Source organism: Bacillus sp. FSL R7-0646 (genome assembly GCF_037969865.1).
Lineage (GTDB): Bacteria > Bacillota > Bacilli > Bacillales > Bacillaceae > Bacillus > Bacillus licheniformis.
On record NZ_CP150217.1, the window covers coordinates 307728 to 332740 of the forward strand.

A 25013-nucleotide genomic window follows, 5' to 3' on the forward strand; every position below is an offset into this window, starting at 1 on the left:
CATCAGGTTGCAAGGCTGATTGCTTGATTAAGCACTTTTGCCCCGTCCATCATTCCATAAGCCATTTGGTCAATGACGGCCACGGGTGTATGATACGGCTTGGCACGCTCTGTCATTTGCCCTTTTAAATACCGGACCTGCGGACCAATCAGTATCACATCAATTTCATCCAGATCGCTTGGCAAATCTGCCTCAGCATACGCATTAATTTCCGCCTTCAATGAACGGTTTTCCGCTTCTTCCCGCATTTTTTTTACCAATATACTCGTAGACATTCCGGCTGAACATACAAGTGCGATCTTCATTTTTCTCTTCCTTTCCCAAGCTCTTGATATAAATCAATCATTTCTTTCGCCAAATCTTTTACAGTTATGGCTGTCATTAAATGGTCCTGAGCATGGATTAATAATAGATTGGGTGAAAGGCCTGCGCCCTGTGCTTCTTTTTGCAGGAGGCGGGTTTGTGCCTGATGCGCTTGGTTCAGCTCCGATTCTGCTTCTTGTATCTTTTGATAACCGGTTTCGCATTCGTGATGTTTCACAAGCTGCAACGCTTCCATTGCAGAAGAACGCGCATTTCCGGCGTGAAGGATGATTTCAAATGAGACCTGTTCCAATTGAAGTGTATCTGCCATAACATTCACTCCTTATTTATTCATTTTCTGTCTGGTGCAAGGCGGAACGTTGAGCCGCTTTTATAAACGGGAGGTAGAGCAGGGTGGCCAGCACCAGGTTGAAGATTTGCAAAAAGACCCCTCGGACTGATCCTCCGGTGACAAGATATCCGCTGACAATCGGAGGCGTCGTCCACGGAAGGATCGCCACAGTTTTCGGGACGAGACCGGAAGCCAAAGCGATATATGATGTAATCGTCAAAATTAATGGAATCAAGATAAACGGAATGAACATGATCGGGTTTAATACAATAGGAAGGCCGAACAGAACGGGTTCATTGATATTAAAAAGGCCGGGTGCGAGAGACACCTTTCCTATCGTTTTGTAGTGCTTCGATTTCACGGCAATTAAAATGGCGGCAAGCAGAGCCAATGTTGTTCCCGATCCCCCCATAAATACGTAAGAATCGAAGAAAGGCTTTGTCACAATATACGGCACTTCAAAAGCGCTCATTCCTTGCGAGAATAAGTGCTGATTTTCCTGAATGAGCGGGAGGTAGACGGATTCCATGATCGGCCCGAGGATGTTTGTTCCATGCAACCCAAAGAACCAGAGCAAATGATTCAAGAAAGTAAAAATCAAGGCTGACCCAACCGTGTTGGAAAGGCCTTGAAGCGGCTCTTGAATCGTGCTGAAAACAAGCTCATGGATGCTTTGCCCCGAAAAGTGAACGATCAGAGCGTTACATAGCCCGGCAGTGGATAAGATGACGGCAGCCGGCAATAGAGCATTCAAGGATTTTGTGACGCCGTCAGGCACTCCTTCAGGCATTTTGATTTTCAATTTCTCATTTTTGGAAAACAGCCGGAAGACTTCTGTCGACAGCAAAGCCACGATTAAGCCGACGAACAGACCTTGGGCTCCCAGCCAAGTCATTGAGAAGCCAAAGTCTTCAGTGGTCGGTGTAAGCACGGCGAATGCGCCAACCCCGATTAATGCGGCAGACAGACCATCTGTGTGATATGACTCGGCCAGCTTGAAGCTGACAGCCGCAACGGCTAAAAGGCTCAACAGAGCAAAAGAGCCATTCCATATCGCTCCGCCGACAGCCGTCCATCCCTCGCCGAAAAGACCGGTCATAAAGTTTTGAAACGCCGGTATTGGAAAATTATTGACCAGGATGGCGAGGGAACCGATGATGATAAGAGGCATAATGGCGATGAATCCGTCGCGTATTGCAATCAGGTGCCTTTGGGAACCGATCCTTCCGGCGATCGGCATGATGTTTGATTCGATGAATGCCATCATTTTATTTTGTTTCATGTGCACGGACCTCCTCAAAAAATTGCGGGAGATAACGTTTATGAGCCTCGAGCATTTCATCGAGCACCTTTTGAGCTTTGTGATCAGAAGAGACCAATGGATTGGTGGTCATGGCTAAGTATGCCGTATCGTAGTCGCCGGTGACCGCAGCTTCAATCACTAATTGTTCAAATTTTTTCATCAAGATGATCGGCCCGCTGATGGCATCGGGCAGTTTTCCGACGGTCAGGGGAATCGGTCCGCTTTTTGTAATGACACTGTTGACTTCGATCACCGCATCATCTGGAAGGTCTGGTATGCTTCCTTTATTCAGTGTGTTCACGGTCTGAATATCCATTGAATGATGATAAAGCGAGTTCATTAATGAGCAGGCTGATTCACTATAGTAAGCTCCGCCGCGGCTTTCCAGTTCTTTAGGCTTTTCATGGATCTTGGCGTCTTTGTATCTCTCAAACAGCTGCCGCTCCACTTCCATGACGGTTTCTGCGCGCGTCCCTTTGTTATTGTACGCTTCGATATCTTTTGCGAGCGCATCTTCATGTTGATAATAGTACTGATGATAAGGGCTCGGAAGCATTCGCAAAGACCGCAAAAATTGGCGATTCCACGGCAGCGCCGCAATATTGGAAGGCGAGTAGCCGAAGTGATCATTCAACAGAAGCTCAATCGTCTCTTCTGTCCGGTCGATCCCGTCGATCCAAACTCTTTTTCCGAAAACAAAATGATTGATGCCCGCGAATTCAATCATGACGAGGTTTACATCCACGCCGAAAATTTCTGCGATGCTATTTTTCATGTTGTAAGGAATATTGCATACCCCGACGACCTTTTGATGAGGTCCGTGCTTCAGCAAAGCTTCCGTCACGATGCCCGCCGGATTGGTAAAGTTAATCAGCCATGCTTCGGGACAAATCTCATGAATATCGCGGGCGATATCCAGCATAAAGGGAATTGTGCGCAAAGCTTTAAACATGCCGCCCGCCCCGTTTGTTTCCTGGCCGATCAGGCCCTGGCTGAGCGGAATTTTTTCGTCTAAAGCTCTCGCCTTCAGTCCGCCGACTCTGATTTGAACCGTTACGAAATCGGCGCCTTTCAATGCTTTTGCCCGATCTATTGTATGGCTCAGTTCGATGGGAACCCCCGCATGTCTGATCATTCGCTTCGCGAGTTCTGAGACGATGCGAAGCTTTTCTTTGCCCTCCTCGATATCAACCAGTACAATCTCATTCACTGGAAATTGATGATGCCGTTTGATGATGCCTTCAATGATTTCTGGTGTGTAGCTGGAACCTCCGCCTATAACAACTACTTTCAGCGCCATAATCCCCCTCCTTAACTCTCTTTTATGAAAGCGCTTCACACAATTGAAACTTAACATGTTATAACAAATTTGTCCATACATATTTGTTATAACAAATTGTTTTTTTGGGGAACTTTTTGTGTTATTCTATAATTACGAACTCACCCCAAAGGAGAAAATGTATGGCGAAACAACCACAGCTCCACAGTCGAATTAAACAAGATATTGTAGATAAGATTGAAAGCGGTTATTATCCGCCGGGCAGCCTGTTGCCGACGGAGTCCGAGTTTTGCAAAATTTATGATGTCAGCCGGACGACGCTGCGGACCGCGCTGAATCATTTGCTTATGGAAGGGGCTATTTACCGAAAGCAGGGAAAAGGGACATTTGTCGCCAAAGGAAAAGTAAAGCAGATCTTAAGCTCCAGCAGCCTCCGCTATGCAGAACAATTGAAGGCTCAAGGCTTTAAACCGAAAATCAAGGTTGTTGATTTGCAAAAAATAAAGCCGTCCGAAAAACTCCAAACCCGTCTCGGAATCGACGCTGAACAAATGGTCTATCAAGTAAAAAGAATCCGCTATGCAGACGATGAAGAAATCCAGTTTGAAACAGCCTATATCAGAACGGATCTCGTACCCGAAGTAACGGAAGAAATGGCGAATATCTCACTTTACCAGTGCATCAGCAGGCAGGGAAACAACATTAAAAGAACAGAGGAGCAAATCAAGATTGTGATTTCTGATGAGGAGATTGCACACCATTTAAATATTACACAAGGCACGCCTTGCTTCCAGATATCGACGCAAACATTTTTGGCGTCTGAAGAGGTTGTCGAGTATTCTATGGCCTATTTTCGCGGTGACCGCGTTGAGTTCTTCATTGAACGCGATTATGGACAAAGGGGGAAATGAAAGCGTGAAATCTCTAATCATAAATGCAGATGATTTTGGATTTTCAAGGGGAGTCAACCTTGGCATTATTGAAGCTTTCCAGCACGGGGTCCTCACATCGACTACCCTCATGGTCAATATGCAAGAAGCGGATCATGCCGTCGAACTCGCACGGCAAAATCCAGAACTCGGAGTCGGGATCCACTTGACATTGACGGCCGGGCGTCCGATTCTTGGCGGACTGCATACGATAACAGATGAAGAAGGGAATTTTCGCAAGCTTTTGTATTACCAAGGTTTTTTCGACATTGATCTTGAGGAAGTATATCGAGAGTGGAAAGCGCAAATAGAGAAGGCTTTGTCCTGCGGTTTAAATCCGACACATATCGACAGCCATCATCATATTCATACATACGGAAATCTCCCTGAGGTGTTTGTAGAGGTTGCGAAAGAGTATGATCTGCCTTGCAGAAAGGTCAATCATGACCATCCTTCACTGTGGAAGGGTGTAAGGTCGAACGATGCTTTTGAGCTGAAAGTCGACCGATTGAAGGATCTATCGAGCTTCTTTAATGATTATCAAGACGCAGCTGTGATTGAAGTGATGTGCCATCCGGCTTATGTCGATAAATGTCTGCTTGAAAAATCGTCCTTCCATTATCCTCGGGCATATGAACTTTCACTGCTGACGGAACCTTCTCTCAAAGCCGCTTTACAACACTGTCCGGATATTCGCCTCACGTCTTACGCCGGTCTATGAAAGAGATGCCGCTTCTATTCCTTGGCTTAATAAGATGTGAAATGGGGTAGAAAGCGGCGGTTGTTTTATTCAATTACTTCATGTTGACAGTTCGGAAAATTCTGATTAATATAAATTTGTCATAACAAATTTATGCATTCTTCACCCATTGGAAAGTCTTCTTTTACACTTAAATGTATAGACGTCTATACGTGTTTCACCCTCTGCAGAACCAGCTTTTCAAACGCCAAAATTTTAATGAAACCATGCTGTCGATCTCACTTTTGTAAGCGTTTTCCCTTGTTGTCTTCAATGTATCTGCTGCTATTAGATGACAAGGAAAAATATAAAACCAGCAAAAAAGGCGGTGAGGAAAAAGAGAGTTCTAGTTTCATAGCTTGCCAAAAAATTGCTTGTAAAGGAGATGAAAATCGTGTTGATCAACAAAAGCAAAAAGTTTTTCGTTTTTTCTTTCATTTTTGTTATGATGCTGAGCCTCTCATTTGTGAATGGGGAAGTTGCAAAAGCCGATTCCGGAAAAAACTATAAAATCATCGGCTACTATCCATCATGGGGTGCTTATGGAAGGGATTTTCAAGTTTGGGATATGGACGTTTCGAAAGTCAGCCACATTAATTATGCCTTTGCTGATATTTGCTGGGAGGGAAGGCATGGAAACCCTGATCCGACAGGCCCCAATCCTCAAACGTGGTCATGCCAGGATGAAAACGGAGTGATCGACGCGCCAAATGGAACAATCGTGATGGGCGATCCCTGGATTGACGCACAAAAGTCAAATCCCGGGGATGTCTGGGATGAACCGATCCGCGGCAACTTTAAACAATTGTTGAAGCTGAAAAAGAGCCACCCTCATTTGAAAACGTTCATATCGGTCGGGGGGTGGACTTGGTCTAACCGCTTTTCAGATGTCGCGGCAGATCCTGCGGCAAGGGAGAATTTCGCCGCTTCGGCCGTTGAGTTTTTAAGGAAATACGGGTTTGACGGGGTCGATCTTGACTGGGAATATCCGGTCAGCGGAGGATTGCCGGGGAACAGCACACGTCCGGAAGATAAAAGAAACTACACGCTGCTCCTGCAAGAGGTGCGCAAAAAACTTGACGCTGCAGAAGCAAAAGACGGCAAGGAATACTTGCTGACGATCGCATCCGGCGCAAGTCCCGATTATGTAAGCAACACTGAGCTCGATAAAATCGCTCAAACCGTGGATTGGATTAACATTATGACCTATGACTTTAATGGCGGATGGCAAAGCATAAGCGCCCATAATGCACCGCTGTTCTATGATCCAAAAGCGAAAGAAGCAGGCGTTCCAAACGCTGAGACCTACAATATTGAAAACACTGTGAAACGCTACAAGGAAGCCGGTGTCAAGGGTGACAAATTAGTGCTTGGAACACCGTTCTACGGAAGGGGCTGGAGCGGTTGTGAACCAGGGGGGCACGGAGAATATCAGAAATGCGGACCGGCTAAAGAAGGGACATGGGAAAAGGGCGTATTCGATTTTTCAGATCTTGAAAGGAACTATGTGAATCAAAACGGCTATAAAAGGTATTGGAACGATCAAGCAAAAGTGCCGTTTTTGTATAATGCGGAAAATGGCAATTTCATCACTTATGATGATGAACAATCATTCGGCCACAAAACGGATTTTATTAAAGCAAACGGATTAAGCGGAGCAATGTTCTGGGATTTCAGCGGCGATTCCAATCGGACGCTTCTCAATAAATTGGCAGCCGATTTAGATTTTGCACCGGACGGAGGCAATCCGGAGCCGCCTTCATCGGCACCTGTGAATGTGCGTGTAACCGGAAAAACTGCTACAAGTGTCAGCCTGGCGTGGGATGCGCCGAGCAGCGGAGCAAACATTGCGGAATATGTCGTGTCATTTGAAAACCGGTCGATATCTGTAAAAGAAACATCAGCGGAAATAGGCGGCTTGAAGCCGGGTACGGCCTACTCATTTACTGTTTCAGCAAAGGATGCGGATGGAAAGCTCCATGCCGGACCAACGGTAGAGGTCACGACGAATTCTGACCAAGCCTGTTCATATGACGAATGGAAAGAGACGAGCGCATACACAGGCGGAGAGCGGGTTGCATTTAACGGAAAAGTGTATGAAGCGAAATGGTGGACGAAAGGCGACCGGCCTGATCAATCCGGTGAATGGGGCGTATGGCGGCTGATCGGAGGCTGCGAATAAGAGAAAGTCAAATGGATAGAAAACGATAAAGAGAGATTTGGGGAACAGCTTCTCACGTCTCTCTTTATGGACAAAGGAGTCTGAGTAAACATGAAGAAAGCCGCTTCATCTTTTTTATCTTGTATGCTGCTCCTCGCGCTTTTTATCCCGAACCGGCAGATTTCCGCAGAGACTTCAAGCGAAAGACCGGACTGCCGTCCGGAAGGGCTATGGGACTCGGGCGTTGAACATGTGCCGTATTGCGATGTATACGACAAGGACGGCCGTGAAAAGCTGGCCAATCAGTTAGACCGGAGAATCATCGGTTACTTTACGAGCTGGCGTACGGGAAAAGGAAATCAAGATCGTTATTTAGTAAGCGATATCCCCTGGAAGTACTTGAGCCACATTAATTATGCGTTTGCCCACATCGGGGAAGATCATCGGATTTCAGTCGGAGAAGAGGCAGATGAGAACAACCCGTCCATCGGGATGACTTGGCCGGAGCATCCCGATGTAAAAATGGATCAAACCTTGCCGTATAAGGGGCATTTTAACCTTATCCATCAATATAAAGATAGATACCCGGATGTGAAGGTTTTGGCCGCTGTCGGCGGTTGGGCCGAAACCGGCGGCTATGTCGACAAGGACGGAAAGCGAATTCCAAGCGGCGGCTTTTACTCGATGACAACGAATGGAGATGGATCTGTAAACCACAAGGGTATTCACACCTTTGCGGAATCGGTCGTTGCGTTTCTCAGAAAATATGAGATCGATGGAATCGATATTGACTATGAGTACCCTACATCGATGCAGGATGCAGGGAATCCGGCAGATTGGAACATCGCCAATCCGCGGCGCAACGGGTTAAATAAAAGCTTTGAGGCATTGATGAAAACATTAAGAGAAAAGCTTGATCAAGCGTCCGCTGAAGATGGAAAGTACTACATGCTGACCATTGCAGCACCATCCTCGGCATATTTACTGAGGGGGATGGAAACGTTTAAGCCGCTTCGATATGTCGATTATGTCAATATCATGTCCTACGATCTTCATGGAGCCTGGAATGAGTTTGTCGGACCGAACGCTTCTTTATTCGATAACGGCGAAGATGCCGAACTCAAGCAGTCCAACATTTATACTACGCCGGAATACGAAGGGATCGGATATTTAAATACGGACTGGGCTTACCATTATTTTAGAGGGGCAGTAGAATCGGGACGAATCAATATCGGTGTGCCTTATTATACGAGAGGCTGGAAAAATGTGACCGGCGGAGCAAATGGGCTGTGGGGAAGAGCCAAAAGCGCAGATTGCCCTCAGGGACTCAGGCAATGCGGTGACGGAGCAACCGGAATCGATAATATTTGGCACGATAAAGATGAGCAGGGGAATGAAATTGGAGCAGGGGCAAACCCGATGTGGCACGCCAAAAACCTTGAAAAGGGCATTGCTGGTTCTTATCTGGAAAGGTATGGATTGAGCAAGGCTGATTTGACAGGCGTTTATAAAAGGCATTATGACGCAGGGCTGGCAGCGCCTTGGCTTTGGAATCCAGAAAAGAAAGTATTTCTATCGACAGAGGATGAGGAATCGATCAAAACGAAGGCGGATTATGTCATTGATAAAGGAATCGGGGGTGTCATGTTTTGGGATTTGAGCGGTGATTATGACTGGTATCCCGAACGAAACGGCAGTAAAGGAGAATACGGTATCGGCAATACCTTAACGAGAACGATGTATCATAAATTCTCGGATACAACACCATACGATAATCGACTCAGCACATCACCTTTGCCTGATGAATCACTAGATGCAGAAGTAGAGTTGACGAACTTTCCGTTAGGAGATCAAAATTACCCGATCCACCCGGTGATGAAGCTGATCAACAACAGCGATGTCACGATTACGGGAGGTTCTTTTATCGAATTTGATGCGCCGACATCCACTTCCCCTCGGTTTAGAAGCTGGAGCGGCGATCATGTTGAAGTGATTTCTAAAGGGCATACGGGACCGAACATTGGCGGACTGACAGGAGATTTCCACCGCATCAGAGTGACTCTATCAATCTGGAAAACCATTAAACCTGGTGAGGAAGCGGAGTTTCAGCTTGTCTATTATTTGCCGATCAGCGGTCCTTCAAATTTCACGATATCAATAGATGGCAAAAAGTACAGGCTTAAAGGAAATTAAGTATACGGCCGTTAGATGTGACAGCCCGTTCCAAAAGGAAGCGGGCTGTCTTCGTGTATTATTGTGCGCTGTTTTTCCAGTTGGTCAAATTGTCGAACACCTCTTTTGTAATCCGGGTGCCTCTGTTGTACGAGGAGCCGCCGTATACTCCATTTGTGTGTACGGCAAGCGAGCACGGACCGCTGCAGTTCGTTCTGGAGCTGCTTTGTTCGAATACCGGTGAACCGCTTTGTCCTCCGTACGTGTCCATTGCGTACTGCAATTTATACGTTTCGGAGATGGCAATCGGTCCTGAATGCTGCCATTGTGTGCCTGCTGTTTTATCGCCTGGGTAGCCGCTGATGGTAACAGTTGTCCCAACAAGTGATGAAGTAGTGTACGAGTATCCGAAGTATCCGACAGTATTGCCGATCGGTTCGCTTAGTTCGATTGCGCCGTAATCGTAATTGGTGTTTCCGCTTCTCCATCCTGACGGAATAAAGTAGCGCGTCGATTTAACTGAGCCGTAAGGATAGCTTGTCCCGTTCCGTCCCGGCGAAACAGTGGCTGTACCGGCAAATGAACCGCTTGATGTGTCATAGATGCAGTGTCCGGCTGTTGCGACGGTTTTCGGACCGATCATCCATCCGGTGCATGAACCGATGCTGCTTGAAATATGAACGATCGCTCTGTACGGATATGCGGTTGTGTTGGTGACCCTTGTCCGATCATCAGAACCAATCACCGATTTAATGCTGTAAGGAGCTTTGGCGGGTGACTTTTTTTCCGCTTTTTCCTTTGTTTCATTCACTTTGCCGGTGCCTGTAAACGCTTTTGAATACAAGCCGTATTGATCGCTCTTAATGTTTGGGTCATAAGTAACCGATGTTTCCGCTTTGTATGAAGGATCGCTTGAAACAGGAGTATGAGGCGATGGCGCGGCTTGGGCCGGGTGCATACCTAAAGAATAAATAGAAATACCAATGAGACCTGTGATCAAACCTCGTTTAACACTCTTTTTACTAACCAAATCATATCACTTCCTTATTTTGTTGTAAGTACAAGTTAGATATTAACAAAATAATTCTGAATTTTCCATATGTTTAAAAAAGATCATACTAAAGGTGTGTATTAACATTTTGTTTGATCATATTGATACCGGGTAATGTACATGGAGAAAAGAAATTGAGGGGTGTTTAGGTTGTATAGTGATTTAAAAGGAAAAACAGCAATTGTGACCGGCTCTTCAAAAGGTATAGGCAAGGCGGTTGCAGAACGGTTTGGAAAAGAAAAGATGAATGTGGTTGTCAATTATCACAGCGATCCCGGAGGCGCACGGGAAGCCGTCGACAATATTCAAGCAGCGGGCGGAAACGCCCTTGCGATAGAAGCTGACGTGTCTTCCGAAGAGGACGTGAAAAAGCTGATTAATTCAGCAGTTGAACACTTTGGTTCACTTGATGTTATGGTCAATAATTCAGGATTTAACGGCGCGGGCGCCTTTCCGCACGAACTTGAGCTTGATGAGTGGCAGAAAGTGATCGACGTTAATTTAACCGGTGCGTTTCTCTGCGCACGCGAAGCCTTAAAATATATGGCGGACCGCCGCATGAAAGGAAGCATACTCAATATATCCAGCGTTCATCAGCAAATTCCGAGACCGAAAAATGTTCACTACTCCGCTTCAAAAGGCGGAATGAAGCTGTTAACAGAAACGCTTGCCCTAGACTATGCGGACAAAGGAATCCGCGTCAATGCGATTGCGCCGGGAACGATTGCGACCGAAAGCAATGAAGACTTGGAGGGAAGCCGCAAGTCGGAACAGCTGAAAAAGATACCCATGAACGAATTTGGCGAGCCTGAACAAGTGGCTTCCGCAGCGGCATGGCTTGTGTCGCAAGAAGCCGCCTATGTAACGGGCGCGACTTTATTCGTTGACGGCGGCATGACGCTGTATCCATCACAGCTGGAATAGCAAAGGCCGTTTTTTCAGCTCCCGTTCTGCCCTTTATTGAATGGCGGAATGGGGGCTTTTTTAATTGTGTTACCTTTTATTTTATAGTAAAAGAAACGAGTTTAATATATACCGTGCATCGCGCTGATCAGGTTGCTATTACAACTTTCAATAAAAGGAGATTATGATGCAAAACAATATCGTTCACATTGCCTTCGGCGAGTCTGCCGGCGGCAGTATAAACATGATGCTCAAACAGTCGGGAGGAACCCATGAAAAGAGTCTGATCGTTCTGCCTGAATTATTTTCCATCGGACCGCTTCAAAAGCTGGAAGCCAAAGAAGGCAGGGTCAATCGTTATGAATGGTTGAAAACATATCTGAATGACCGATTTCACGAGTCTGGAAAGAGATACAGCCGTTTTGAAGTGGCGGTTTCTGCATTGTCCGGCATTCCTGAGCAAGCCTCTGTCTTTATATGGACAGGAGATCATGCACACGAACAGACTGGTCTGAGGTTTGTACACCATATCCTCCGACAAATGAACCTGGCTGTTTTCCATTTGAATACGACGAAGTTCTTCCCCCATACCCGGAGTTCTGGTGAATTGAATGATGAAAACCTGAGATTCATTTATGAACAAGGGGATCAGGCGGCTGTGACAGCCGCTGAAGGACGGCGCCTTGCAGAGGAATGGACAGCGCTGTCTCAGCAGACAAGCGTGTTGCGGGTATGGGAAGACGGTAGAATCAAAAGCGTGAAGGAGGATTTTTTTGATTCGTTCATAATCGAAAAACTGGCTCAGCTTCAAAAAAACCGTTCAGCCAACACCTTTATCAACTGTCTCAGCTTGATCGGCGAAGTCATTGGCCATCTGGAGGAGAACATCGGAGATGAATTTATCGAGTACCGCATTTTAGAGCTGATCCGCAAAGGTATTTTTGAGATGAAAGGCACAACAAAAGGAATGAGATATTTTAATGTCAGGTTAAAAAATGTCATGTAAGTTCACCAGTTAAATCCAATTATCTCAATTTTCATGAAACGATTGATAGTATATTTCGTATACATAAGGAGAAGAAAATGAAAGAGAGGTAGACAGGATTTGGTTCGTGAACAGTTAAAACAAAAAGCGCAATCCATCAGTAAGGTTCCCCCACATTATCAGCTCATGATCGAAGATTACGGAGAGAAGTACGAAAAAGAGAGGCGGGTTTTTTTCGCTTGGCAGGACATTGAAGAGCCGGAGCGGGACATATCGGTGGAGTTAGATCATCAAGGCCGCTTAATCAGTTTGACAAAAGAGTATGAACCGGTGGTGGAGGAAGCTCTTCCTGATGAAAGGCTGCTGCAAATCGCCCTTCAGTTTACAGAACAGCATTACCCGAATGCGCCTTATGAATTTGTTTTCCATGAAAAGAAGGTAACAGAACAATTCGTTCGTTTTACGTATGTTCAGACTGTCCTTGATCTTCCGCTGCCGCAGACGGGCTTTTATGTCCGGGTCGCCAAGAACGGAGAGGTGATTGAGTTTCGCTATAACGGCGGGACGAGCTCTTTCTCCATTCCAAAGCAGATAGCTGATAAGCAATCGGTAACAGCCGATTATCTTGAACATGTTCAATTCGAATTGGCGGTTGAAAAAATCCGCAGTGAACTTTATGAAGGGGGAGATGATCTCCCGCATCTTATTTACGAAGCAGACTTGCCGTTTTTCAGCTATCCCGCCGATATCACGGAAAAACGCCAGATGAAGCCTGCGGCTGATGACGAGGAAGAAGAAGACACATTGCCGCTCCCTGTGCTGCCTGAGGCTGACCGTCATGCTGATATCGATGACATGATCGGCTTTACCCCTTCGATGCGAAAAATCCGCGAAACCGATTTGGGAGAGTCAATTGGAACAGTGTGGCGCCTGGGAGACGACCCTGAGCCGAGAGATCGGAGTATAGCCGGCTACTTTGAAACATGGAACCAAAATACGTTGAAAATCGTGAAAGACAAAAACTCGGGGAAGCTCAAAGGAATCGCTTCTTTTATCAAATCGGAAGGACCCCCTGTCTTGAGCGGGGAAGACTGCTTGAAACGGGCGCTGCAATTTTTGTACAGGCTTTATCCCGACGCTGATCGGCTTTTTCGAATGCATCCGGCGGAAAATGACGGGGACAGGTCAAACGCATTTTTTCAATTTGATCTTCAATACAAAGGGGTGCCGTTAAGGCTTGGCTCTGCCAATATCAGCATCAATCGGACAACCGGCAGGGTCGTCGGTTATCACGGCCCGGAAATCGAGCCGGAAACGCTGATCGATCTGAGTCCTTCGCCATCCATTTCAGAGGAGGAAGCGAAAGCCGTTTTTGCAGCGGCATTTGATGTGAAGCTGCAGTGGGAAAGGGACTACAGTCGGGAAAAGGATGACTTCTACAGGCTTGTCTACCGGCCGGTATACCCTTACTTTATCGATGCCCATGACGGAAAGGCGTTTATGAGCAAAAACATATAATAAACGGCGGCTGGCTGGGGTGGAAAAGCCCCCGGCCGCCGCCTCTTGTAAGATCAAATATCGTCCTCGGCTCCAGTGGAGATCGGATGGTCTGGGTAGCTGATCCAATCGCTCCAGCTGCCGGCATACAGCTTCACATTTTCAAATCCGGCTTCTTTTAAGCCGAGTACATTCGGGCAGGCTGATACGCCCGATCCGCAATAGACGACGATTTCACTGCCCGGGTCCAAAGCAGCGTAATGCTGTCTGAGCTGTTCTTTGCTTTTCCATAATCCGCCTTCGGTTAGATTGCCTTTCCAAAAAAAGTTTTTAGCGCCGGGAATATGGCCGGCCCGATGATCGAGAGGCTCGGTTTCCCCGGTGTATCTTGAAGGATCGCGCGCATCGATCAGAATGGAGCCTTCTCTGCCGATTCGCTTCAGTACTTCTTTGGCATCGAGCAGTTCGTTTTCTCTGAGCGCCGGCTTAAATTCGCGCTCGCTAGGACGAGGATCCTCGGCGTTCACCTCGTAGCCCGCTTTGATCCAGTTGGACAGTCCCCCATCCATGATATAGACGCTGTCATGCCCGAGATAGTGAAGCTGCCACCAAAAGCGCGCTGCAAACATGCCGCCGCTGTCATCATAAACAACGACATCTGTTTGCCGGTCAATGCCGATTTTTCCAAGCTTCGCGGCCAGAAGGTCAGGGTCTTGAAGCGGGTGTCTGCCGCCGTGCTCTTCCGGGTTGCGCGACAGATCTTCTTTTAAATCAATGAAAACGGCTCCGGGCACATGGCCTTTCGTATACGCTTTTCGGCCTTCGTCCGGTTTTGTCAAATGAAACCTCACGTCGACAATAACTGTTTGGTCCGTTTTTTCCATTAATCGTTTGTATACCCATTCAGGGCTTTTTAATACTGACAATTCACGATCCCTCCGTTCCCCTTTGTTTTTTCTCGGGTTCTGATAATAGAAGAATAGCTTTCTTTCATGGGCAATGTCAAAGATAAATCCCGAAATCGTCATCACCTAAATGAAACAGAATATGATAAAGGTGACGACATCATGGGGGTGACTAAAAATGGCAGTCGTTCAGGCTTCTTCTAAAGATATCAGTCTTTTGGCAAGACTTTTGAGAGCGGAGGCTGAAGGCGAGGGCGTGCAAGGTATGCTTATGGTCGGAAATGTCGGAATCAATCGCATCAGGGCAAACTGTTCCGACTTTGTGGGACTTCGCACCATTCCGCAAATGATCCATCAGCCGCATGCCTTTGAAGCCGTGACGCACGGTTATTTCTATCAAAGGGCGCGGGAAAGCGAAAGGCGTTTGGCACGCAGGGCGGTCAACGGGGAGCGGCTTTGGCCGGCAAAGTTCAGTTTGTGGTATTTCAGACCGGCGGGGGCGTGTCCCGCACAGTGGTACAATCAGCCGCATGTCGGCCGCTTTAAATCGCATTGTTTTTACGAGCCGACAGCGGAAGAGTGTGAGAATGTCTATAATACGTTCTAACAAAAACATCCCTTTTCAACGGTTTTTGAAAAGGGATGTTTTTCGTTCAAAATAATTCTGCCAGTCTTTCGTAAGACTGCTTCTTATCTTCAAACCGGTAGACGTTAGTTAAAATCATAAACTCATCTGTTTGATATCGTTCAGAAAGCTCGAGCAGTTTTCTTTTGACTGTTTGAGGAGACCCGATCACCATACGGCTGCGGTTTTGGGCAAGCTTCTTTTTATCGGCAGCTGTGTAAGCGGCCGATTTCGCCTCTTCAATGCTTGGGACAAGGCTGTCCAGCCCTTTTTCAACCCGGAGAAGCCATAAATCTTGGCTCAAGCAGAGCTCCTCGGCTTTTTCATCGGACTCCGCACAAACGACGAAAACGGCGGCCAATGATTGGGGGCGTTTAAAGAAAGGGGAAGGCCGAAAGCTTTCACGGTATGATTGAAAGGCGTTCTTTCCTCTCGCGGGAGAGATGAAATGGCCGAATACGTATCCCGCTCCCATGCTACCGGCCAATTTTGCGCTGTTTTCTCCCAGGCCTAAAAGCCACACCTCCGGGGGCGAATCCGTCAAAGGGGAGGCTTTAATTCCGAAGTAATCATGTCCGGAAGGCACGGAATCAGTCAGAAAGCTAACCAAGTCTTGTAACTGTCTCGGGAATTCGTGCAGGCTTTTATGAACCCCGTCTGTCAGCGCCAGCCTCGTTTTAGTTGTGCCTCCCGGAGAGCGGCCGATCCCCAGGTCAATTCTCCCGGGATAAAGGGCTTCAAGCTGCCGAAAGTTTTCAGCCACTTTAAAGGGACTGTATTGGGGCAGCAGAACGCCGCCCGAACCGACGCGAATATTCGCCGTCTTTGCCGCAATGTGTGCGATCATGATTTCTGGAGCGGTGCTGGCAAGCCCCCGTGTGCTGTGATGCTCGGCAAACCAATACCTTTTGTACCCCCATTGATCCGCAAGTTCCGCCAGCTCTGCAGAATGCTTTAGAGCTGAATGCGCATCCGAGCCTTTTGATATAGGAACCTGGTCAAGAATGCTGAGCTGCATCAATTGTCACCGGCCTTCCTTTCGTTTTCTTGTTCAGTAAGACAAGCATATGAAAAACAGCAGATAGGGTCAAATCGAAGAGAATACGAGAGACAAAACATGATTAGTCAAAACATGACACCGTTGAAACAAAAACGAAATATAAATGTAATATAAATTGGCGCCTATTGTCGAAAATAGATGGTATAATAACGTCTGTACATTAGAAACGGATATATAAATCATAGGTCATAAGATTCATTTTTTAATAATGTTCAATCGAATTTACATAATGAAAAAACAAGAATACATAAAGGAAAGAGGAGTAGAAAGTGAAGAAAAAGGTTTATACTTTTGGTTTAGCGTCGATTCTCGGAACAGCTAGTCTATTTACCCCCTTTATGAACAACACGGCATCGGCAGAAACATCTCAGCAAAAACAAGAAATTCAGCAAAAGCGTTCTGAAGTGAATTCAGGCATCGAGAGCAAGCGGAAAGAAATCGCCAAGCTGCAAGACGAGCAGAAAAAGCTTGAAGGTAAAATCCAAGAGCTTGATAAAAAAGCACTTGAAACAAGCAACAAAATCGAAGACAAAGAAAAAGAAAACAAAAAAACGAAAAAAGAAGTGGAAGCTCTGAAAAAAGAAATCAAAGAAACCGAAAAACGGATTGAAGAGCGTTCAAAAGTGATTAAAAATCGCGTGCGCAGCCTGCAGGAAAACGGCGGATCCCAAAACTATTTGAATGTCCTTCTGGGCGCACAAAGCTTCGGAGATTTTATCACTCGTGCAACTGCTGTTTCAACAATTGTTGATGCGGACAAAGACCTGCTTGACGAGCAGGAGAAAGATAAAAACAAGCTTGAAAAAGCAATGTCTGATTTAAATACAAAACTGGACGAAATCCAAAAAACACTAGCCGATTTAAAAACGCTTAAATCGGATCTTGATAAACAGCTGAAAGAACAGGCAAACCTTTCTAAGCAGCTGCAAACGAAGCAAGCGGCAGCAGAATCAGAGCTGAGCGATCTGAAAAAAGAAGCGGGCTCTCTGACAAAAGAAGAAGCCGCTCTTGAACAAAAGCTTAAAGAAGAAAGAGCTGCGGCGGCTGCAGCAGCAAAAGCGAAAGAAGAATCTGCGACGGCTGAAAAGTCTGATTCAGGATCTTCATCAAGCTCAAATTCAGGTTCAGTCAGCAAATCTGACGGATCGTCCAACAGCGGTTCTTCAAGCAGCAAGAAAAGCAGCAGCCCGTCAAGAAACTACTCTTCCGGTTCTGTTGTAAGCAGCAATGGAAACGCGATTGAAGCTGCCATCAGCACAGGTTCAAGCATTGTCGGCAGATCTCCGTACAAATGGGGAGGCGGACGTTCACAAGCTGATATCGACAACCGCCGCTTCGACTGCTCATCATTCGTACGCTGGGCTTATGCATCAGCAGGCGTAGAGCTTGGATTCGGTGCGACAACAAGCACGCTTGTCGGCAAGGGACGAGCTGTCAGCGCGTCTGAAATGAAGCGCGGAGACTTGGTCTTCTTTGACACATACAAAACGAACGGCCACGTGGGCATTTATCTTGGCAATGGCACATTCCTGAACGATAACAGCTCACGCGGGGTATCCGTCGATTCTATGAGCAACCCGTACTGGAAGAAAGCTTTCAACGGAGTTGTAAGACGGGTCGTTGAATAAAATATTATACTGAGACAAACGCCGTTCCCGATCGGGAGCGGCGTTTTTATTTTACAGCGGCAAGTCGCGCTTTTTAAAAATGAGAATGCTGAGTGCGAAGGCGGCAAAACCGACTGCGGCGAGAACAAGAGACACTTGAGCGATGTCGGTGCTTCCGTTCACAATATCGTCCGGTCTGAATAAAGAGAAAACCGACAGGCTCCTCAGCCATTCTGTTTTTTCGCTTAATTTGCCTAGCAAGTCGAAGCTGAAGAATAAGAACGTGATGCCTCCGGAAAGTCCGAGGGCTCTTTTTTCATCATTTGAAATGGCCGAAAAGAGGAACGAAATGCCGCCGACTGCAAAGAAGAGCAGAAAGCCAAGCAGGTTCAGAACGAGGAACCTTGACACATTAAAATCGTAATCACCGCCCAGCATCAAATGGTAGCCGGCCAGTCCGGCCGCTGTCGTCACGGCCATAATGATCAAAAGACCTGTCGTTAAGACGGCTGCTTGGGTGAAAGCCACTTTTCCGCGCGTTGTCGGCGCAGACAGAATATAGGCCATTGACCCTTGATCCACCCGCTTTGCCAAAAGCTTTGTCGACAGCATGACAGAGAAGATCGATAAGATCACGATAAAGATTAATCCGTAATATTCTCCAGATATAAAATCTTCAAGATTCCCAAGTCCGTTTTCAAACCCAAAAGCATTGAGAAAGCCTTCCGGCATCGATTTGATCATTTTCTCAATATCCTCCGCATTGCCCGCGATGCTTGGATAAATGCCCAGTATCAAAAGGATATAAAATGCGGAGCCTACCCCGTAGCTCATGATTCCTTTCATGTTTGTTCTCAGCATTTGTTTATACAGGGAGAGGTTCATTGCGCTGTCCCCTTTCTGTTATAGTAGTTCATAAAAATTTCTTCCAAGCTTTGTGATGAAGCATCAATGTGCCGAATGTGATATTTGGCGGTTTCTTTAATAAATTGATCATGGTTCCCTAAAACGGCCACTTTGACGCGGTTGTCCGTCCGGGACTCAATTTGCAGACTTGAATTCATGAAGGCGGGAATGTCGCCCGTGTTTTCAAATGTGACTTCAAATACTTTTCGCTGCATCGACTGCAGTTCATGAATATCCTTGACGGCAATGATGATGCCGTCTTTTATAATGGCTGCTCTGTCCACAGGTTCTTTCGATTTCCGGAAAGCTGTGGGAAGACATTAAAAACGTCGTTCCTTTCGCTTTTTCTTCGAGGACGATTTCAATAAATACTTTTTGCATCAGCGGATCGAGGCCTGATGTCGGTTCATCAAGAATAATCACTTCGGGGCTGTGCATAAAGGCGGCGACAATCCCGACCTTTTGCTTCATTCCTTTTGACATTTTTCTGATCGGAGTATGAACATCGAACTGGAGCCGTTCAATAAGATCATTGCGCTTGGCTGTATCTTTTAAGCCGTGCATGTCTGCCATGAAATCGAGAAATTGTTTTCCCGTCATTCCTTCGATAAATGCAATCTCTCCGGGGAGATAGCCGATATGCCGCTGAATATCGCCCTGCTGCTTCAAAACATCCATTCCGTTTACTTTAATGTCGCCTTGATCAGGCTTCATAAACCCCATGATATGTCGGATGGTCGTCGATTTTCCGGCTCCGTTCGGCCCTAAAAACCCAAAAACTTCACCTTTTTGAACATGAAAAGAAAGATCAAAGATACCTTTGCCATTGGAAAACTTCTTCGTGAGCCGTTCAACTGTAAGCATGTGGAACCTCCGTAATGAAAATAATGAAATTTTAATAATTATAAATTACATAATTTATTTTAAGTTCTTATGAACTTTTTTGTCAATGAAAATTAATGAAATATATTTATGTTATAATTTCATTAAGAAAGATAAGTAAGGATGGTTATATGAACGGATTTGAAAAAAGGGCTTTGCTGATTAAGGAGAAGATCAAAAAGACGGCTTTGGATATGCTCAAAACATGGGAGCCAAAGCGCATCCGGATAACCGATATCGCAAAAGAGGCAAACGTTTCGCAGGTGACGATTTATAATTACTTTGGAAGCAAAGAAGCGCTCCTGAAAGAGGTTTTTAAAGATTATATCGATCAGTCCATCAGCGAGTTTGAAGAATATATGAACAAAGATATTTCTGTTAAAGAAAAAATTGAATTGATGATTTTGCAAAAAAGGGCAGCCAATAATCAAAAATTCGCTTTAACGGTCATCAAAGAGGTGATGATCGAAGACAGTGAAATTATGGATTATGTGAAGCAGCAATACGATGAAAAAATCATTCCCCTTATGCTCCAAATGATTGAAGAAGGTCATCGGACAGGCGAAATCTCTTCCAAAATCACCGCGGAAAGCTTTCTCATCTTTATGAATATGATCATTGAACATTCAAAAACATTGGGTAAAGCCTTTGAAAAAAACAGGAAGTTTACAGAGGAAATGCTGCACATTTTCTTCTATGGCTTGTGCGGCAGACCGTAGTGATAAATTTGACATCTCTGTCATTTCTGTGAACGCTTGAAACAATTTCCTTGCTTTTCCGTATATAAGGCAGATACAAAAAACGAAAGGATTTACTAAACGATGAAGCACTCCTTTTTCTTTTTTATGTTCATTGCCTTTTTTCTCGTCACTGGTTTTTCTGAAGCAGGCAAATCCTTTTCGATCGAGCGGGCTGATATACGCGCAACAGTAAAAGAAAACGGCGATTTAAGTGTAGAGGAAGTTTACAGATACGATTTTAAAGGTTCTTTTGAAGGGGCGACAAGATCGTTCAGCGAAGAAACCGCGAGCCGCCTGAAGAATTTTAAAGCCTATCTCCTTCCCGACCACCGGAGAAAAGGCGGTCAAGCCATCCCGTTAAAGACAAAGAAGGAAGACGGGACTTATTTTGCTTATTCGGCATCAAAGGATGAAACGAAAAATGTGATGTTTCGCTATGTGATCGAAGATGCCGCACAAAAGTTTGAAGATACGTCGATTTTGATCCATTCATTTTACCAAAAGGCAAATACCGATTTCGGCCGCGTAAAGATTGAAGTGCGCCTGCCTGATTCGGTAAAGGCACGGGATATTCATGCGTTTTTGCGTGAAAAAGGAAACGGAAAGATTACGAAGGTGAACGATTCATCGGTCACCTATGAGACAGGACTCTATCGCGCAGGCACGGGCTCCGAGCTGAGGATATATTTTCCGCAAAGCGCCTTGAAGGAGGCGGTCCGGCACCCTTCTTACCAGACAAAGGATGAGCTGCTGAAGGAGGAGAGAGACGAGGCGAAACGCTACGCTGAGCGGGATGAACGAATTGCCGGCGCTGAAAGGATGATTTTGATTTTTTCGGGGATTGTGGGGTTCATGGTCATCATGGCTGTCATGCTTTCGTTTTTGAAGAAGAGACGCCGCGCCATGCTTTCGTTTGAAGAACTCGAGTCCTTTGATCCCGTGCTTGTCGCATTTCTTTACAAAAAAGGCCGTTTCACAGACCGCGATCTCCTGGCCGGCCTGCTTTCGCTTTATCAGCGGGGATTGGTCACTATGCAGAAGGTGCAGGCTGAAGAGAGGTTTCTCGACGATCCTAAGGCGCCTGATGACACATATGAATTTGAATTCTCCGGAAGCAAGGCAGATTTGCCAAAGCCTGATCAGCTCTTAATCGAAAAACTTTTTGAGCAGACGGGCAGCGATACCTATATGTTCAGGCTGGATTCCCTCAGCGGGCCGACTGAGGAGGAATGCAAGCACAAGGAGCAGCTGGGAAAATATGAACGAAAGAGGATCATTCTTCAAAACGTGGTTCAAAAATGGACGGAAAGCGTCAGACAAGCGCCTGAATTCAGGGAACTGTTTCAAGAAAACCGCTGGCTGAGAATGCTGTCGCTTTCACTGCTTTCAGTCCATACCGGGCTCCTGCTCTTTATTCTGTATGCAGATGTGGTACATCAGGCCGGATTCATGGCGGCTTGCGTCATATTTGGTTTTGCACTGTCGGCAGGCATTGTTCTTGCGAAGTCAAAGCTGTATACGATTCTGTTTTTGGCCGGATTGTTTTTGGCGTCTGTTTTTACCGACAGCGTTCATACCATTTTGTATTACGGCATATGCGTCGGGCTGTCTATTTTATTAATTGCCTTCATTCCGGCCGTGAAAGAAAGCAGGTATGCCTCCATCTGCCGAAGATCGATTCTTTCCTGGAGGAACCATCTGAGAAAAGAAGATTTGTTCTCAGGGAGAAGCCTGTCACAAAACGAAAAAACGATGATCTTTGCAATTGTGCTTGAAGTGGAGGATGAATCTGCCGTGTGGCTCAATCAATCAGCAAACAGGCTTGATTACGCTTCCCCTGTACTGGGTATGGCTGCAGCCGGCTGTTTGCATTATCCGTTTTACAGCTGGCAGCTGCCGGATTCGCAGCAGCACGCCGGTGCATATGATGCAGGCGGTTCCGGAGCGGGCGGAGGCGACGGGGCAGGAGCTTTTTAAGTTGAAAGGGGCTGTCGCAACGACAGCCCCTTCAGATTATTTCAGTTCCCCGCATTCGCTGTTCAGCAGTTTTGGTTCCGCGGGTGACAGGTTGATGTCCGTACGCTTTTGCCAAGCCGAACACCGGCATGTTATGGTAAAAAGCCTCATAGCGCCCTTTTGGAACCGAATACGTTTCATGATAGATGCCGACAGCGCCTGATGCGGCTGTTTTCTGATAAAAACGGCGCCAAGCCGCCATATGTTTATCACCCTTTGCATATGCTGTCAAATCTTCGAAAGAACGCCAATATTGAATAAGACAAATCGTCCTGAAATTGATGAATGATTCCATTGCTAAAAAGCCGAGGTTTTTGTTTTGATAAAGCTCCTTTATCATAGGGGGCATGGCGGTAAAAACCGGCCACCATTTATGAACAGCATGCCACTTGTTTACTCTCATCCCGATCACAAATACAACGACTTCATCTTCAGGGGCGGCCGTAAAAGGCTTGTTGATGATCGTTTTACCCATTGGTCCCTTCCTTTCCATTCAGCCGATTGATTGTGGCCTCACACCATTCAATTCCGGCCGAGGTGGTGCGTTTTCCATAATCCAACGTGAAAAGCCAGTACTCTCTGTCCTTTGAATGGGAGCTGCACGAAAGAATTGACTGCTCGATTGCTTTATATGCTTCAAGCCGTTCTTCAAGCTTTTGTTGGTACTCCTTCACTTTCAAAGCGGTTTTCTCCCGCGATTCTTCCTTGCTGAAAAACAGCTTCAGCAAAAACTCGTTTTTTTCTGAAGCGATGTCATTGATCGGTTCTTCAAGCCAGCTCTGCAGCGCTTTTTGACCTTCAGCGGTAATCATGTACTCTTTTCTGTCCTGCTTTTTGTCCGAGAGCGCCGGAGAAGCCGCGGCCCAGCCTGCTTCCGTTAATTGACGCAGTGCGGGATAAATTTGCCCGTAGCTGATTTTCCAAAAATGATTCAAACTTTGGTCGATCATTCGTTTCATTTCGTAACCCGTTCGGTAGCCGGCCGTAATCAATCCAAGCAGCGCGTAAGTCGTGTGATTTCTTTTTGTCATACAAACCGCCTTTCTATATCTATTTGATATATATCTTTTAGATACATCATATCAAAGGCGCTGACTTCGTGCAATCGCTACTATTGTTGTCGATAATTTGACCGGGATGAAAATGTGATAAAAAAATATCGAAAAACCGCGAAACTTTTCTCTGAATCTTTCCGTATATATAGTTAAGCAGGTTAAATAATGATTCATTGGTCTTGTATTTGTAAAGATATGAATCACGCTGGCGTGATAATTGGATCTTTCAAACTCTTATTCTCATCCAGCACTGTGATCTTTAAGGTTATGATTCAACGGAGGAGTGAACAGTTTGGCTATTTCTTTAGAGAAAGGTCAGCGGATTGATTTAACAAAAGGAAAAGCGGGGCTTTCGAAGATTTTAGTCGGTCTCGGCTGGGATCCGGTAGCGTCCGGAAGCGGCGGTTTTTTTGGAAAGCTGTTTGGGGGAGGAACCCCGAATATTGATTGTGACGCATCCGTGCTGATGCTGGAAAACGGAAGAGTCACAGAGAACAAGAACGTCATTTATTTCGGAAACTTGAGGAGCAGATGCGGCAGCATCGAACATACCGGAGATAATCTGACAGGCGAAGGCAGCGGAGATGATGAACAAATCATTGTAGATTTGCAAAAAGTTCCTTCGCATATTCATAAGCTTGTCTTTGTCGTGAATATATACGATTGCGTGAAACGAAGCCAGCATTTCGGAATGATCGAAAATGCCTTTATACGCATCGTCAACATGAATGATCGCAGTGAGATGGTCAAGTACAATCTGCGGGACGATTATTCTGGGCGGACAAGCCTGATTGCGGGCGAAATTTACCGTGACGGCGCCGAGTGGAAATTCACCGCTGTCGGAGAAGGCACAAACGATACGAGCATTACGGAAATCGTTAAACGCTACGCCTGACATTCATATAAGAAATGGGGAGATCAACATGGCAATTTCATTAGCAAAAGGACAAAAAATCGATTTAACAAAAACAAATCCCGGATTGTCGAAAGTTGTCGTCGGCCTTGGCTGGGATGTCAATCAATATGACGGCGGTGCTGATTTTGACCTGGATGCTAGCGTGTTCCTGCTCAACGCAGAAGGCAAGTGCTCTTCTGAAAAGGACTTTATTTTCTATAATCAGACCGAGGGCGCAGGCGGAGCTGTCATACATACAGGCGACAATCGGACAGGGGAAGGCGAAGGAGACGATGAGCAGGTAAAAATCAATTTGAATGCAGTGCCGGCCGATATTCAAAAGATTTCTTTTGTGATTACGATTCATGAAGCGGAGGCTCGCCGCCAAAATTTCGGACAGGTGTCAAATGCTTACGTTCGCGTGATCAATGAAGACTCGAACGAAGAGTTAATCCGCTATGATCTGGGTGAAGATTTCTCGATTGAAACAGCGCTGATCACGGGAGAGCTGTACCGCCACGGAGGGGAATGGAAGTTCTCAGCGATCGGCTCAGGCTATCAAGGCGGGCTGGCGAGGATCGCCACCGATTTCGGCCTGCAGGTCGGCTGATTTTGAAGATCCGGACAGCAGGCGCCGGATGGCGTCCG

Annotated in this window: 23 protein-coding genes and 1 pseudogene; 13 read left to right on the top strand and 11 right to left on the bottom strand. The window is 46.1% G+C overall.

What is annotated here, in order from left to right; translation table 11 throughout:
- Positions 1-2: 2 nt before the first annotated feature.
- The 4 genes from MKY62_RS01680 to MKY62_RS01695 are packed head-to-tail and all read right to left on the bottom strand — an operon-like array spanning position 3 to position 3258.
- A complete protein-coding gene (locus MKY62_RS01680; RefSeq protein ID WP_003178669.1) occupies positions 3-305 on the bottom strand; it encodes a PTS sugar transporter subunit IIB in 303 nt (100 codons plus the stop codon).
- On the bottom strand, positions 302-634 hold the full coding sequence (locus MKY62_RS01685) for a PTS lactose/cellobiose transporter subunit IIA (RefSeq protein ID WP_003178671.1): 333 nt from the start codon (positions 632-634) through the stop codon (positions 302-304). The genes MKY62_RS01680 and MKY62_RS01685 overlap by 4 nt, the downstream gene beginning before the upstream one ends.
- 16 nt (positions 635-650) lie before the next feature.
- Positions 651-1937, bottom strand: coding sequence for a PTS cellobiose transporter subunit IIC (gene celB / locus MKY62_RS01690; RefSeq protein ID WP_003178673.1), 1287 nt, complete (start codon positions 1935-1937; stop codon positions 651-653).
- The gene (locus MKY62_RS01695; RefSeq protein WP_003178675.1) at positions 1924-3258 is read right to left on the bottom strand and encodes a 6-phospho-beta-glucosidase; all 1335 of its coding nucleotides are present in this window, start codon (positions 3256-3258) and stop codon (positions 1924-1926) included. Before MKY62_RS01695 ends, celB begins: the two co-directional genes overlap by 14 nt.
- Before the next feature lie 161 nt (positions 3259-3419).
- On the opposite strand from MKY62_RS01695, the gene MKY62_RS01700 reads away from it, so the two are divergent.
- The 4 genes from MKY62_RS01700 (at position 3420) to MKY62_RS01715 (ending at position 9259) form a co-directional block, all read left to right on the top strand.
- The gene (locus MKY62_RS01700; RefSeq protein ID WP_003178677.1) at positions 3420-4148 is read left to right on the top strand and encodes a GntR family transcriptional regulator; all 729 of its coding nucleotides are present in this window, start codon (positions 3420-3422) and stop codon (positions 4146-4148) included.
- A gap of 4 nt (positions 4149-4152) precedes the next feature.
- On the top strand, positions 4153-4887 hold the full coding sequence (chbG, locus tag MKY62_RS01705; RefSeq protein WP_003178679.1) for a chitin disaccharide deacetylase: 735 nt from the start codon (positions 4153-4155) through the stop codon (positions 4885-4887).
- 412 nt (positions 4888-5299) lie between these two features.
- Positions 5300-7087, top strand: coding sequence for a glycosyl hydrolase family 18 protein (locus MKY62_RS01710; RefSeq protein WP_003178682.1), 1788 nt, complete (start codon positions 5300-5302; stop codon positions 7085-7087).
- A 90-nt stretch (positions 7088-7177) separates the two neighbouring features.
- Positions 7178-9259 carry a glycosyl hydrolase family 18 protein gene (locus tag MKY62_RS01715; protein ID WP_003178684.1) on the top strand — a complete coding sequence of 694 codons (2082 nt, stop codon included), beginning with the start codon at positions 7178-7180 and terminating at the stop codon, positions 9257-9259.
- 58 nt (positions 9260-9317) lie between these two features.
- On the opposite strand, the gene MKY62_RS01720 is transcribed toward MKY62_RS01715, so the two are convergent.
- Positions 9318-10268 (bottom strand): serine protease, encoded by a 951-nt coding sequence (locus tag MKY62_RS01720; protein WP_003178689.1) that lies wholly within the window; start codon positions 10266-10268, stop codon positions 9318-9320.
- A gap of 171 nt (positions 10269-10439) precedes the next feature.
- Here MKY62_RS01720 and MKY62_RS01725 point away from each other — a divergent pair, with 171 nt between their 5' ends.
- The 3 genes from MKY62_RS01725 to MKY62_RS01735 all read left to right on the top strand — a co-directional run bounded on the left by MKY62_RS01725 (position 10440) and on the right by MKY62_RS01735 (position 13695).
- Positions 10440-11213 carry a glucose 1-dehydrogenase gene (locus tag MKY62_RS01725; protein ID WP_003178692.1) on the top strand — a complete coding sequence of 258 codons (774 nt, stop codon included), beginning with the start codon at positions 10440-10442 and terminating at the stop codon, positions 11211-11213.
- A gap of 166 nt (positions 11214-11379) precedes the next feature.
- Positions 11380-12198, top strand: a complete 819-nt coding sequence (locus MKY62_RS01730) for a DUF1835 domain-containing protein (RefSeq protein ID WP_011197523.1) — start codon at positions 11380-11382, stop codon at positions 12196-12198.
- Between the two features lie 99 nt (positions 12199-12297).
- Positions 12298-13695 carry a YcdB/YcdC domain-containing protein gene (locus MKY62_RS01735; RefSeq protein WP_003178696.1) on the top strand — a complete coding sequence of 466 codons (1398 nt, stop codon included), beginning with the start codon at positions 12298-12300 and terminating at the stop codon, positions 13693-13695.
- Positions 13696-13748: 53 nt separating this feature from the next.
- Here the strand turns inward: MKY62_RS01735 and MKY62_RS01740 are convergent, their stop codons facing one another.
- Positions 13749-14702 (bottom strand): sulfurtransferase, encoded by a 954-nt coding sequence (locus MKY62_RS01740; RefSeq protein ID WP_009330257.1) that lies wholly within the window; start codon positions 14700-14702, stop codon positions 13749-13751.
- A gap of 55 nt (positions 14703-14757) precedes the next feature.
- Here MKY62_RS01740 and MKY62_RS01745 point away from each other — a divergent pair, with 55 nt between their 5' ends.
- Positions 14758-15186 carry a cell wall hydrolase gene (locus tag MKY62_RS01745; protein WP_003178702.1) on the top strand — a complete coding sequence of 143 codons (429 nt, stop codon included), beginning with the start codon at positions 14758-14760 and terminating at the stop codon, positions 15184-15186.
- A 46-nt stretch (positions 15187-15232) separates the two neighbouring features.
- Here MKY62_RS01745 and MKY62_RS01750 read toward each other — a convergent pair whose 3' ends face one another.
- A complete protein-coding gene (locus MKY62_RS01750; RefSeq protein ID WP_003178703.1) occupies positions 15233-16225 on the bottom strand; it encodes an LLM class flavin-dependent oxidoreductase in 993 nt (330 codons plus the stop codon).
- A gap of 308 nt (positions 16226-16533) precedes the next feature.
- Here MKY62_RS01750 and MKY62_RS01755 point away from each other — a divergent pair, with 308 nt between their 5' ends.
- Positions 16534-17892, top strand: coding sequence for a C40 family peptidase (locus MKY62_RS01755; RefSeq protein WP_003178705.1), 1359 nt, complete (start codon positions 16534-16536; stop codon positions 17890-17892).
- A gap of 51 nt (positions 17893-17943) precedes the next feature.
- On the opposite strand, the gene MKY62_RS01760 is transcribed toward MKY62_RS01755, so the two are convergent.
- Complete coding sequence (locus tag MKY62_RS01760; protein ID WP_016886068.1) at positions 17944-18756, bottom strand: ABC transporter permease subunit; 813 nt, start codon at positions 18754-18756, stop codon at positions 17944-17946.
- Positions 18753-19641: pseudogene (locus MKY62_RS01765) on the bottom strand (ABC transporter ATP-binding protein). The gene MKY62_RS01760 and the pseudogene MKY62_RS01765 overlap by 4 nt, the downstream one beginning before the upstream one ends.
- Before the next feature lie 149 nt (positions 19642-19790).
- On the opposite strand from MKY62_RS01765, the gene MKY62_RS01770 reads away from it, so the two are divergent.
- Both MKY62_RS01770 and MKY62_RS01775 read left to right on the top strand, forming a co-directional pair.
- Positions 19791-20378 carry a TetR/AcrR family transcriptional regulator gene (locus tag MKY62_RS01770; protein ID WP_003178714.1) on the top strand — a complete coding sequence of 196 codons (588 nt, stop codon included), beginning with the start codon at positions 19791-19793 and terminating at the stop codon, positions 20376-20378.
- A gap of 102 nt (positions 20379-20480) precedes the next feature.
- Positions 20481-22376, top strand: coding sequence for a DUF2207 domain-containing protein (locus tag MKY62_RS01775; RefSeq protein ID WP_009330254.1), 1896 nt, complete (start codon positions 20481-20483; stop codon positions 22374-22376).
- A gap of 31 nt (positions 22377-22407) precedes the next feature.
- Here the strand turns inward: MKY62_RS01775 and MKY62_RS01780 are convergent, their stop codons facing one another.
- Positions 22408-22890: a DUF4188 domain-containing protein gene (locus tag MKY62_RS01780; RefSeq protein WP_003178718.1), complete on the bottom strand. Its 483-nt coding sequence runs from the start codon at positions 22888-22890 to the stop codon at positions 22408-22410.
- Complete coding sequence (locus MKY62_RS01785; RefSeq protein ID WP_003178719.1) at positions 22883-23446, bottom strand: PadR family transcriptional regulator; 564 nt, start codon at positions 23444-23446, stop codon at positions 22883-22885. The genes MKY62_RS01780 and MKY62_RS01785 overlap by 8 nt, the downstream gene beginning before the upstream one ends.
- Positions 23447-23762: 316 nt before the next feature.
- On the opposite strand from MKY62_RS01785, the gene MKY62_RS01790 reads away from it, so the two are divergent.
- Both MKY62_RS01790 and MKY62_RS01795 read left to right on the top strand, forming a co-directional pair.
- Entirely contained in the window at positions 23763-24365 is a 603-nt protein-coding gene (locus MKY62_RS01790) for a TerD family protein (RefSeq protein ID WP_003178721.1), read from the top strand.
- 28 nt (positions 24366-24393) lie between these two features.
- Entirely contained in the window at positions 24394-24975 is a 582-nt protein-coding gene (locus MKY62_RS01795) for a TerD family protein (RefSeq protein WP_003178723.1), read from the top strand.
- Positions 24976-25013 lie beyond the last annotated feature (38 nt).

What these genes read in the sequence shown, in the direction of transcription:
- MKY62_RS01695 (WP_003178675.1), bottom strand. Translation starts at nt 3,258, where the DNA reads ATGGCGCTGAAAGTAGTTGTTATAGGCGGAGGTTCCAGCTACACACCA.
- MKY62_RS01785 (WP_003178719.1), bottom strand. Translation starts at nt 23,446, where the DNA reads ATGACAAAAAGAAATCACACGACTTACGCGCTGCTTGGATTGATTACG.
- MKY62_RS01740 (WP_009330257.1), bottom strand. Translation starts at nt 14,702, where the DNA reads ATGACGATTTCGGGATTTATCTTTGACATTGCCCATGAAAGAAAGCTA.
- MKY62_RS01780 (WP_003178718.1), bottom strand. Translation starts at nt 22,890, where the DNA reads ATGGGTAAAACGATCATCAACAAGCCTTTTACGGCCGCCCCTGAAGAT.
- MKY62_RS01730 (WP_011197523.1), top strand. Translation starts at nt 11,380, where the DNA reads ATGCAAAACAATATCGTTCACATTGCCTTCGGCGAGTCTGCCGGCGGC.
- MKY62_RS01685 (WP_003178671.1), bottom strand. Translation starts at nt 634, where the DNA reads ATGGCAGATACACTTCAATTGGAACAGGTCTCATTTGAAATCATCCTT.
- MKY62_RS01795 (WP_003178723.1), top strand. Translation starts at nt 24,394, where the DNA reads ATGGCAATTTCATTAGCAAAAGGACAAAAAATCGATTTAACAAAAACA.
- MKY62_RS01775 (WP_009330254.1), top strand. Translation starts at nt 20,481, where the DNA reads ATGAAGCACTCCTTTTTCTTTTTTATGTTCATTGCCTTTTTTCTCGTC.
- celB (WP_003178673.1), bottom strand. Translation starts at nt 1,937, where the DNA reads ATGAAACAAAATAAAATGATGGCATTCATCGAATCAAACATCATGCCG.
- MKY62_RS01715 (WP_003178684.1), top strand. Translation starts at nt 7,178, where the DNA reads ATGAAGAAAGCCGCTTCATCTTTTTTATCTTGTATGCTGCTCCTCGCG.
- MKY62_RS01680 (WP_003178669.1), bottom strand. Translation starts at nt 305, where the DNA reads ATGAAGATCGCACTTGTATGTTCAGCCGGAATGTCTACGAGTATATTG.
- MKY62_RS01770 (WP_003178714.1), top strand. Translation starts at nt 19,791, where the DNA reads ATGAACGGATTTGAAAAAAGGGCTTTGCTGATTAAGGAGAAGATCAAA.
- MKY62_RS01745 (WP_003178702.1), top strand. Translation starts at nt 14,758, where the DNA reads ATGGCAGTCGTTCAGGCTTCTTCTAAAGATATCAGTCTTTTGGCAAGA.
- MKY62_RS01760 (WP_016886068.1), bottom strand. Translation starts at nt 18,756, where the DNA reads ATGAACCTCTCCCTGTATAAACAAATGCTGAGAACAAACATGAAAGGA.
- MKY62_RS01700 (WP_003178677.1), top strand. Translation starts at nt 3,420, where the DNA reads ATGGCGAAACAACCACAGCTCCACAGTCGAATTAAACAAGATATTGTA.